This is a genomic window from Pelagibacterium lacus (genome assembly GCF_003345525.1).
Lineage (GTDB): Bacteria > Pseudomonadota > Alphaproteobacteria > Rhizobiales > Devosiaceae > Pelagibacterium > Pelagibacterium lacus.
Window position 1 is genome coordinate 38,384 of record NZ_QQNH01000019.1, and the last position, 10,587, is coordinate 48,970.

A 10,587-nucleotide genomic window follows, 5' to 3' on the forward strand; every position below is an offset into this window, starting at 1 on the left:
TTTGGGGCTCCCGGACATCCGGGGGCCCTTTTTTATTGCGGCTGCAGAACCGGGCGGCGGGTGACGAAGCCTTCGGGATCGTCCTCGGCGGCGCGCAGGCGCTCGGAGGCCTCGGCGGCCTCGCGCTGGCGGTTCCACATCTGGGCGTAGAGCCCGTCGGCGGCGAGAAGCTCGGCATGGCGGCCGCGTTCGGCGATCACCCCGTCGCGCAGGACGATGATCTCGTCGGCATCGACCACGGTGGACAGCCGGTGGGCGATGACCAGCGTGGTGCGTCCGCGCGAGACCGTATCGAGGGCCGACTGGATCTCGCGCTCGGTCTGGGTATCGAGCGCCGAGGTGGCCTCGTCGAGGATGAGGATGGGCGGGGCCTTCAAAATGGTGCGGGCGATGGCGACGCGCTGCTTCTCGCCGCCCGAGAGCTTGAGCCCGCGCTCGCCCACCTGGGTATCGTAGCCCTGGGGGAGCCCGTCGATGAACTCGCCGATCTGAGCCATGCGGGCCGCCTCGGCCACCTCTTCATCGGTGGCGTCGGGGCGGCCATAGCGGATATTGTAGGCGATGGTGTCGTTGAACAGCACCGTATCCTGCGGGACCATGCCGATGGCGGCGCGCAGCGAGGGCTGCGTCACCGCGCGCACGTCCTGCCCGTCTATGGTGACGCGGCCGGAGATGGCGTCGTAGAAGCGATAGATGAGCCGCGAAAGGGTCGACTTGCCGGCCCCCGAGGGGCCCACCACGGCGATGGTCTTGCCGGCCGGGACGGTAAAGCTCACGCCCTTGAGGATGGGGCGATCGGCATCGTAATGGAAATGGACATCTTCGAAGGCGAGGACTGGGCCGGTGAGGTCGAGCGCCTTGGCGTCGGGGGCGTCGGCGATTTCGGGCTGCTGGTCGAGCAGGTGGAACATCGCCTCGATATCGGCCAGGCCCTGGCGGATCTCGCGATAGACGAAGCCGATCTGGTTGAGGGGGCGGTAGATCTGCATCATGAAGGTGTTGAGCAGCACGAAATCGCCCACGGTCAGATCGCCGGCGACCACGCCCTGAACCGACATGAGCGAAAGCACCACCATACCGGCCCAGAAGATCACCCCCTGGCCGAAATTGAGAAAGCCCAGCGAGGTCCAGATGCGGGTGGCGGCGCGCTCATAGCCGATCATGGCGGTATCGAAGCGCCGGGCCTCCAGCGCCTCATTGCCGAAATATTTCACCGTCTCGAAATTGAGCAGACTGTCGACCGCCTTGGCATTGGCGTCGGTGTCGCTGTCGTTCATGTCGCGGCGAATGGCGATGCGCAGATTGGACGCCCAGACCGTGAACAGCATGTAGAGCACCACCATGGCGGCGAGGACCAGCACATAGGCCACGCCGAACAGCCACGCGAAGATGATGCCGACGATGAGGAATTCGACCAGGGTGGGCGCGGTGTTGAGCATGGTGAAGCGCACGATGGTCTCGATGCCCTTGGTGCCGCGCTCGATCACCCGGCTGAGCCCGCCCGTCTTGCGCTGGAGGTGGAAGCGCAGGGAGAGCTGGTGCATATGGGTGAAGGTGCGATAGGCCAGCTGGCGCACCGCGTGCTGGCCGACCCGGGCGAACAGGACATCGCGCAATTGCTGGAAGCCGGTATCGACGATCTGGCCCAGGCCATAGGCGAGGACCAGGATGGCCGGCACCGAGAGCCCGACGATCAGCCCGGCCTGGGGGCCCGAAACGCCCAGGCTGTCGACGACGCCCTTATAGGCGAAGGGCACCAGCGTGCTGGCGATCTTGGCCAGCAGCAGGGCGCCGATGGCCAGCACCACGCGCCAGCGCAGATCGGGGCGGTCGGCGGGCCACATATAGGCCCACAGGTTGCGGATGGTCGAAAGGACGGCGCTGTCGTCGGCGCTGACCGATGTTCTGGGCGCTGAGGCCATGGCGGGGCTTTCGTCGGATAGAGCCGTCAGGCGGCGGGCTGGGGCCGGGACGCGCGGGCGCAGGACGCCGCATCGGTTCCCAATTGGTCGAAATAGCGTTCCATGGCGCCGGTGAAGCCGGAGAGCCGGTCATGGCGAACGCGGTAATTGTTGCGGGTGCCCTGGGCGTGGCGCTCGATCACCCCGGCATCGAGCAGCACCTTGAGATGCTGGGACACGGTGCTCTGGGCGAGATCGAGGCAGTCGGTCACGTCGTTGCAGCAGCACGAATCGGCCCGGGCGGAGAGGATGCGCAGGATTTCGAGCCGAACCGGGTGGCCCAGGGCGCGCATCATGGCGGCGATTTCATCTTCGGACATGGGTGAGGCTTGCATCGTCTGTTGACGATAAAGAAAAGCCGCGCCCATGGCAAGCCGGGCGCGGCGGAGGGGTGTCAGAGCTCGCCGGTCTCGCCGCCGATCACCGCATCGGTGCCGGGCAAATCGAACACCTGGCCGGGATAGATGAGGTCGGGATTGCGGATCTGGTCCTCATTGGCCTCGAAGATCTGCGTATAGCGGATGCCCTCGCCATAGACGCGGCGGGCGATGGACCACAGATTGTCGCCCTGGCGGATGATGGCGAGGCCCGAGGTGGTGCGGCCACCCTCGGCGGTGACCCCGACCAGAACGGGGACGTCGTCCTGCGGTGCCTCGACGGGCTGCGGAGCGGGCTCGGCCACGGGCGCTTCGGGGGCTTGCGGGGCGGGCGCTGCCGGGGCCGGTTCGGGCGGCGTCTCGGCCTGCACGGGGGCTGGCGCGACCGGTGCCGGTGCCGGCGCGGGAGCGGCGGGGGCCGGGCTTTCGGCGACCGCGACGGGCTCATCGGCGATTTCGGCGGGCAGGTCGAGGACGAAATCCACCTCGGCGCGGCCGATCACCACGCCGGCGGCATCGAGCATGTCGGCCCGCACGCGCTGGCTGGCCTCGTCAAGCGCGCCGACCGCCTCCACGAGCCAGCGGCCACCGCGCACCGAAGTGCTGCCAACCAGTTCGTTATCGACATAGAGGCGGATGGTGGTGCCGTCCTCCCCTACCCCGGCGAAGAAATTGCGATCGCCATCGATCTCCACCGCATCGATGCTGGGCGGCACCACGGCGAGCGCGGCGGGCGGCTGTTGCACCTCCGGGGCGGGCTGCTGGAGCACGGCGGTTTCCACCGGCTGCGGCGTGGCGGGCGCGGGTTCGGCGGGAACCGGCGTCGCCGGGGCCGGCGAAGGCTCGGGGAGCGCGGCGGGGCTGACGGGGGCGGCAGGTTCCGGCTCGGCAGGCGCTTGCGCGACCACGGCCTCGGCCGGCGCGGGGGCTGGTGCGGCGATGGCGGGTTCGACAGGCGTCGCGGGGGGCGAAACCGGCTGCGGGACTTCCGGGGCCTCGGTGACGGCGGCGCTGGCGGCGGGCTGCTGGGGCGCGGGCGCCACGGCCTCGGCGGCGGCGGCGGGCGCGGGGGCCGGTTGCGGCGCTGCGGGGGCAGGCTCGGCCACAGGTGCTGCGGGAGCGGCGGCCACCGGCGCAGGGGCGGCGGGGGGTTCGGATTGCGCTTCGAGCGGCGCTGGGGCCACCGGCTCGGGTGCGGCCAGGGTTTCGGCCGGGGCTGCTACGGGCACAGCGGGCGCCTCGGCTTCAAGCGGCGCTGCGGGCGCCGGCTCGGGCGCTGCCAGGGTTTCGGGCTGCACTGCTACGGGCGCGGCGGGCGTTTCGGCTTCGAGCGCGGCGACGGCAAGGGGTTCGGCGGCGGGCTGCGGGGCGGGGTCGATCGCGGCCGCCGCGGCGGGGGCCGGCTCGGGCCGGTCGAGGCCCTGAAGAATCTCGCTGGCCTCTCCGGGGGCCGAGGCGATGACCAGGGGCTCGGTGATGCGATCGTCCTGCACGACGACGATGACGGAGGTGTCGGCATAGGCGCCGCTTTCGACGTCGAGCACGCGCAGTTCGATCCCGCCGGCCGGCAGGGGCTGGTCGGTGACGAACACCCAATCGCCCGCCGCATCGGCGGTTTCGGTGCCCAGGGCCTCCTCATCGGCGAAGAGCTGAATCTGGCCGGCCGGCGAGCCGGTCCCGGCGATGACGGCGGAGCCATCGGGCTCAACGCGCACGATATCGAAATCGGGAGCGGACGTGGCGGGCGCGGCGTCGGCCTCGACGATGGCGGCGCTTTCGGGCTCGGCCGGGGCGTCGGCCACGACCTGGGCGGGGGTGCCGCCAAGAAAGGTTTCGCTCATGCAAGCGGCGAAATCGCCCCGCTGGACGCAGGCGAGGGTCTGCGGACCGGCCAGCACGCCGATAACGACGACGCCTGTCGCGGCAGCGGCGCCCAGAGCAAGCATCAGGGGAGAAAGGGGACCGGCCAGAATGCCCTCCGTTACGTGTTCAGGGGCCGCCGCACCGGCCCGTTCAAAAAATGTTATCCCCTTTGGCTGCGAAGACGCTTGAGGGTCACGAATCCATCTTCATCAGCTTGTAGGTAAACGATTCATACAATGCCTCGAATGAGGCATCAACGATGTTGGGCGAAACGCCCACGGTGAACCAGCGCTCGCCGCTGGCGTCGCGGCTCTCGATCAGCACACGGGTGACCGCGCCGGTGCCACCGTCCAGGATACGCACCTTGTAGTCGACCAGTTCGAGATCGTCGATGCGGGCCGAATACTTGCCCAGATCCTTGCGCATGGCGAGGTCGAGCGCGTTGACCGGGCCATTGCCCTCGGCGACCGACATCAGCATTTCGCCATCCACGTCGATCTTGACCACCGCCTCGCAGACGGTGACGAGATCGCCCCGCGCATTGTGGCGGCGCTCGATGGCGGTGCGGTAGCTGGTAACATCGAAAAAGCTCGGCAGCGTGCCCAACAGCTTGCGGGTGAGCAGGTAGAAGGACGCCTCGGCGCCGTCATAGGAATAACCGCGCGCCTCGCGCTCCTTGACCTGGCGCAGCAATTTGTCGAGCAGCGGATCGGTCTTGTCCATGGCGATGCCGAAGCGCTTGAGCGCGGTCAGGAGGTTGGACTTTCCCGCCTGCTGGGACACCATGATGGCCCGCTCATTGCCGACGCTTTCGGGCGCCACATGCTCATAGGTCGAGGGGTCCTTGGCGATGGCGGAGGCGTGGATGCCGGCCTTGGTGGCAAAGGCCGCGGCCCCCACATAGGGCGCCTGCCGGTTGGGCGCGCGGTTGAGGAATTCATCGAAGGCCCGCGACACATGAGTGAGGGTTTGGAGCCGTTCGGGGGTGATGCCGGTCTCGAATTTTTCGGCAAACACGGGCTTGAGCACCAGGGTGGGGATCAGGGTGACGAGATTGGCGTTGCCGCAGCGCTCACCCAGCCCGTTGAGGGTGCCCTGGATCTGGCGCACCCCGGCGCGGACGGCGGCCAGCGAATTGGCCACCGCCTGGCCGGTATCGTCATGGGCGTGGATGCCCAGCCGGTCGCCCGGGGCGACGCTGAGCACATCGGCGACGATCTCCTCGATCTCGGAGGGCATGGTGCCGCCATTGGTGTCGCACAGCACCACCCAGCGGGCCCCTGCTCCCAGCGCCGTGCGCACGCAATCGAGGGCATAGGCGCGGTTGGCCTTGTAGCCGTCGAAGAAGTGCTCGCAATCGACGAAGGCCTCCTTGCCTTTAGACACCGCCGCGGCGACGCTTTCAGCAAGGCTTTTGAGGTTTTCCTTGGTGGAGATGCCGAGGGCGAGCTTGACCTGATGGTCCCAGGCCTTGGAGACGTAGCACACCGCATCGGCGCTGCAATTGACCAGATCGGCGATGCCGGGATCGTTCTCCACCGAACGCCCGGCCCGCCGCGTCATGCCGAAGGCGACGAACTGGGCGTTGGTGGTGCGCTTTTCGGAAAACAGCGCGGTATCGACCACATTGGCACCGGGATAGCCTCCCTCGATATAGTCCAGCCCCAGCCCGTCCAGCAATCCGGCGATGGCGATCTTGTCCTCGAAGGAGAATTCGACGCCGGTGGTCTGGGCGCCGTCGCGCAGGGTGGTATCGAAAAGATAGAGGCGTTCCTTGGTCATAAGCAGTCCTGAGTTAGTTCCTTATTTTATCGCGTTTCGCTTGCGCGGCCCTTCGGGTCCGAACCGGAAAACCGTTTACACTTTTCCTGGAAACGCTCTGGTCAGTCCGGCCCGTGGCACACGGCTTCGATGTTGTGCCCGTCGGGATCGAAGACGAAGGCACCGTAATAGTGAGGGTGGTAGATGGCGCGCAGGCCCGGCGCGCCATTGTCGCGGGCCCCGGCCTTGAGGGCGGCGGCGTGGAAGGCATCGACATCGGCCCGCGATCTGGCCGCAAAGGCGATGTGCAGCTTGCCGGTGCAGCGTCCTCCGGCGCTGAGCCAGAATTCGGGCTTGTCGGCGCCATAGCCGGCCAGCATGCCCTGCGGGGTTTTGAACTCCTGCAGGCAGCGATAGCCGAGGGTGGCGAGCACGGAATCGTAAAATCCGCGCGTCCTCCCGTAATCGGCGACGCTCAGTCCGAAATGGTCGATCATGGTCATGGCTCCTCCCTTTCTGGCCAATGGTCCGTGTCGTGATCGGGGTGTTGAAAATTTTCCATGCCGGCATAGGCGGTCTTCTCGGCGTCCAACTTGGCAATCGGACGACTGCGGACAGCCGGAAGGGTATCCAGCGCCGGATGCGCGCATTCGGGCGCCAGCGCGAAATCGACCTCCAGCACGGCGGGATCGTCGAAAGAGCCGAAGGTGAACGAGGTGGTCTCGTCGTTCCACACAAAGGACAACGGCGTGCCGCATGCGGGGCAAAATCCGCGCTTCGCCAGCGTGGAACTCTGGAAATAAGCCGGCGCGCCACGCGTCCATGTGATCGAGCCGGTCGGAGCGGTGGCAAAGGCGCCAAAGAGGCCACCTGTCGCCTTCTGGCACATGCGGCAATGGCAGACCGAGGTGTGCTCAACCCCGCCCGCGATGCGATAGCGCACCGCACCGCATTGACAGCCGCCGGTATGCGCGTCCCGGCTCATCTTTGCCTCGGGGTGGGCGACCAGGCGTCGGTGTCGCGGTCGGGGTGCTGGTGGTTGCTGGCTCTGATGGCGGCGGCCCAGGCCTCGTGGCCGGCTTCGGTCGCCCCGCCATCCTCGATGGCGGTGATGGTCTCGAACCAGGGCATTTTCCCTTCCGTGCCCGTATGGCCGCCGGGCGGGAAAGCGCCGGGAGTATCCAGCGAGCCGATGGTGAAATTGGTGCGGCCGTTATGCACGTCGTGATAGAAGAGCGGCGTGCCACAATTGGCGCAGAAGCCGCGCTCCACATGCTCGGAACTGCGCCACACGGCGGGCTGCCCCCGCGTCCAGGCGATGGCGTCGTCGGGCGCGGCGACGAGGGCGGCGAAGATGTTGCCCACCGCCTTCTGGCACATGCGGCAATGGCACAGATGGGCATTGTCGTGCATCTCGGTGGCATGATAGCGCACCGCGCCGCACTGGCAGCCGCCGCTCACCTCCATATCGATCCTGTTCATAGGGGCTCCTCCCGGGGTGGCCAGGTTTCGGTATCGTGATCGGGGTGTTGGTTGGAATGGATGCCGGCCATGAAATCGCGCCATTCATCGGTGGTTTCTCGGACCGGCAGGGCGGTCAGCCGCTCGAAGAAGCCGAGCTTGTCGGCGCGGTTGACCTGGATTTCGGGCGGCACCTTTTCGGGCTCGTCGAAGGCGCCGATGGCCAGTTCGAGCCCGAACTTGGTCTCGTAGGCCAGCGGGGTGCCGCATTCGCCGCAAAAGGCGCGGCGGGCGGCGTCCGAGGACTGTAACCATTTGGGCTCGCCCCGCGTCCAGCGGCCATCATGGGTGGTGACCAGGGGGCCGAAAAAGCTGCCGAAGGCCTTCTGGCACATGCGGCAATGGCAGATCGAGCCGCGGCCGACCAGCTTGGTGGCGAATCGGACGGCGCCGCATTGGCAGCCGCCGGTGAGGTCTTCAGCCATGGGTCTTCTCCTCGAGCCTGTGCCACACCGTATCGAGCACGCCATCGCGGTTGGCGGCGAGTTCATCGTTCCAGAAGCGCTGCACCGAAAAGCCCTTGGCCTCGAACCAGCGGTCGCGGGCCGGATCGGTGGCGCTTTCGGCGTGCTGAGAACCGTCGAGCTCGATGATGAGCCGGGCGGAATAACAGACGAAATCGGCGATATAGGGCCCGATGGGGACCTGGCGGCGGAATTTGTACGGCTCCAGGCGGCGATCGCGGAGGATAAGCCACATCTGCCGTTCGGGCTCGGTGGGGTTGGCGCGCATGGTTTTGGCGAAGCCGCGATGGCGGCGTGGGGTTTCATGACGCCATTGCGTGCCGGCCGGTTTCAGGCGTTCCAAACCGATGGTGCGGTTTGGGGCGGGGGCTGCGCACCCCTCATCCGTCTCGGACCTACGGTCCGATCCACCTTCTCCCTCAAGGGGAGAAGGAAGAGTGTTCCCCGGCGTCTGCTTGCCGCTCATCGCCTTACCTCCCATTTGGTACGCTTTTCGCCGGTTTCGGGGTCCTTGTAGTCGAGGAGGGCGATGCCGGCGGCGGCGAGTTCGGAGCGCAGGGCGTCGGCGGTGGGGAAGTCGCGGGCGGCGAGGGCGGCGAGGCGCTGGGCGACCTTGGCCGCGATGGCCCCGTCATCGGCGGTTGACGAGCGGATCAGGCTGTCGGCGGAGAGCCCGAGAAAGCCCAGGGTGGCCGCGAGGCTGGCGGCGGCTGCGGGCTCGCCGCGATTGGCGGCGCGGGCCAGGCCGTCGAGAACCGTCGCCACGCGGGAGAAGTTGAGGTCGTCGGCCAGTTCGGCAATAGCCGAGGGGTCGGGGACAGCCCCGGATTCTGCCGCGCTCGCGGCGCGCTGCCAGCCGGCGAGGCGGTTCTCCGCCTCCTCCAGCCGGGCGCGGGAGAAATCGATGGGCTCGCGGTAATGGGTCATCAGCATGGCGAGGCGCAGCACGTCGCCCGGCCAGGCGCGGCCGCCAAAGGCATCGGTTTCGAGCAGGTCGTGAATGGTGACGAAATTGCCCTCGGACTTGCTCATCTTGCGGCCCTCGACCTGAAGATAGCCGTTGTGCATCCAGTAATTGGCCATCACCGGCGTGCCATGGGCGCAGCGGGACTGGGCGATCTCGTTCTCATGATGGGGGAAGATCAGGTCGAGCCCGCCGCCATGGATGTCGAACTGGGTGCCGAGAAAGGCCTCGCTCATGGCCGAGCATTCGATGTGCCAGCCGGGGCGGCCTCGACCCCACGGGCTGTCCCAGCCGGGCTCCTCGGCGCTGGAGGCCTTCCAGAGCACGAAATCGGCGGGGTTCTCCTTGTGGCTGTCCACCGCGACGCGGGCCCCGGCGATGTTGTCGTCGAGATTGCGGCCGGACAACTGGCCGTAGTCGGGCATGGACGCGACGCGGAACAGCACCTCGCCCGCCGCCTCATAGGCATGGCCCTTGTCCACGAGGCGCGCGATGATGGCGATCATGCCCTCGATATGCTCGGTGGCGCGGGGTTCGACGGTGGGCTGCAGGCATCCGAGGGCGGCGACGTCCTTGTGGAACTGGCCGGCGGTCTTCTCGGTCACGCGGCGGATGGCGGCGTTGAGGGGCAGATCGGGGTAATCGCGCAGGGCGCGGGCGTTGATCTTGTCGTCGACGTCGGTGATGTTGCGCACATAGGTGACGCGGTCGGCGCCATAGACATGGCGCAGCAGGCGGAACAGCACGTCGAAGACGATGACCGGGCGCGCATTGCCGATATGGGCGAAATCATAGACGGTGGGGCCGCAGACATACATGCGGACATTGGCCGGATCGAGAGGGGTGAACTCCTCCTTCTGCCGGGTCAGCGTGTTGGTCAGCTTCAGGCGCGGCGTCGTCATGTGGTACGGGTCCCCAGGCGTGTGCGGTCCCGCTGGCAGCGGGTCCAATCCTTATGTGGGGATGACGAAAACCGCGCCGCCAACGAAGGTCAGCGGATAATGGTGCAACCGAAAATGCAAATCGGGTCAACGGTTTTCATGGGCGGCACAATGGACGCGAAAAAACCGCAAATCAAGACAGAAATTGGGGACGACGCCGACACGCCGTCCCCCTCATAGTCTGACTTTGGAGTCGATCGGACGTCTGAGCGGCGCTTTGTCTTGCCGGAGCCACGCCGTTGGACGAGCGTTGCACGGGAAAGGGGGACTCCGCCACCGCTTCACGCAAGTGTGAGAGGGGGCGGGGGTTTGCGTCTGCGGCCCCACCCCACCCCTAACCCCTCCCCGTCAAGGGGAGGGTGATTTCCGGGGCTTGGGGAGGGTGGTGGCAATATCACAGGCAGCGGTATGGGCCACAGCCCCACCTCCCGCACCGCACTGCTTCCCTCCCCCTTGCGGGGAGGGATTGAGAGTGGGGGGCCGGCGAAGCCGGCAGCGTCATGATCGCCGACGCTTGCGCCTCGGGCCCCACCCCACCCCTCCCCGTCAAGGGGAGGGTGATTCCGGGGCTTGGGGAGGGTGGAGGCAATGTCACAGGCAGCTGTATCGGAGACCCACAGCCCCACCTCCCGCACCGCACTGCTTCCCTCCCCCTTGCGGGGGATTGTTCATGTTGGACTCGCGAGTTGCTTTCGCGCGAGGAAGATGTCGAGAGTGATGTGGAGCATTTCGAGT

At 67.2% G+C, this 10,587-nt stretch carries 10 protein-coding genes; all 10 read right to left on the reverse strand.

All coding sequences use genetic code 11. The features are described from left to right. Positions 1 to 32: 32 nt before the first annotated feature. The 10 genes from DVH29_RS12345 to cysS all read right to left on the reverse strand — a co-directional run bounded on the left by DVH29_RS12345 (position 33) and on the right by cysS (position 9,813). On the reverse strand, positions 33 to 1,922 hold the full coding sequence (locus DVH29_RS12345; RefSeq protein WP_114646486.1) for an ABCB family ABC transporter ATP-binding protein/permease: 1,890 nt from the start codon (positions 1,920 to 1,922) through the stop codon (positions 33 to 35). A gap of 26 nt (positions 1,923 to 1,948) precedes the next feature. Further along, entirely contained in the window at positions 1,949 to 2,281 is a 333-nt protein-coding gene (locus tag DVH29_RS12350) for an ArsR/SmtB family transcription factor (protein ID WP_245944972.1), read from the reverse strand. Between the two features lie 74 nt (positions 2,282 to 2,355). Further along, the gene (locus tag DVH29_RS16620) at positions 2,356 to 4,284 is read right to left on the reverse strand and encodes a LysM peptidoglycan-binding domain-containing protein (protein ID WP_114646488.1); all 1,929 of its coding nucleotides are present in this window, start codon (positions 4,282 to 4,284) and stop codon (positions 2,356 to 2,358) included. A gap of 109 nt (positions 4,285 to 4,393) precedes the next feature. Then, positions 4,394 to 5,983, reverse strand: coding sequence for a citramalate synthase (cimA, locus tag DVH29_RS12360; RefSeq protein ID WP_114646489.1), 1,590 nt, complete (start codon positions 5,981 to 5,983; stop codon positions 4,394 to 4,396). Between the two features lie 101 nt (positions 5,984 to 6,084). Next, positions 6,085 to 6,459, reverse strand: a complete 375-nt coding sequence (locus DVH29_RS12365) for a VOC family protein (protein WP_114646501.1) — start codon at positions 6,457 to 6,459, stop codon at positions 6,085 to 6,087. 2 nt (positions 6,460 to 6,461) lie between these two features. Continuing rightward, positions 6,462 to 6,947 (reverse strand): GFA family protein, encoded by a 486-nt coding sequence (locus tag DVH29_RS12370; protein ID WP_114646490.1) that lies wholly within the window; start codon positions 6,945 to 6,947, stop codon positions 6,462 to 6,464. Beyond that, entirely contained in the window at positions 6,944 to 7,444 is a 501-nt protein-coding gene (locus DVH29_RS12375; RefSeq protein ID WP_114646491.1) for a GFA family protein, read from the reverse strand. The genes DVH29_RS12370 and DVH29_RS12375 overlap by 4 nt, the downstream gene beginning before the upstream one ends. Next, positions 7,441 to 7,908: a GFA family protein gene (locus tag DVH29_RS12380; RefSeq protein WP_114646492.1), complete on the reverse strand. Its 468-nt coding sequence runs from the start codon at positions 7,906 to 7,908 to the stop codon at positions 7,441 to 7,443. The genes DVH29_RS12375 and DVH29_RS12380 overlap by 4 nt, the downstream gene beginning before the upstream one ends. After that, on the reverse strand, positions 7,901 to 8,290 hold the full coding sequence (locus tag DVH29_RS12385) for an endonuclease domain-containing protein (RefSeq protein ID WP_245944973.1): 390 nt from the start codon (positions 8,288 to 8,290) through the stop codon (positions 7,901 to 7,903). Before DVH29_RS12385 ends, DVH29_RS12380 begins: the two co-directional genes overlap by 8 nt. A gap of 119 nt (positions 8,291 to 8,409) precedes the next feature. Further along, on the reverse strand, positions 8,410 to 9,813 hold the full coding sequence (gene cysS / locus DVH29_RS12390; RefSeq protein ID WP_114646494.1) for a cysteine--tRNA ligase: 1,404 nt from the start codon (positions 9,811 to 9,813) through the stop codon (positions 8,410 to 8,412). Between the last annotated feature and the right edge of the window lie 774 nt (positions 9,814 to 10,587).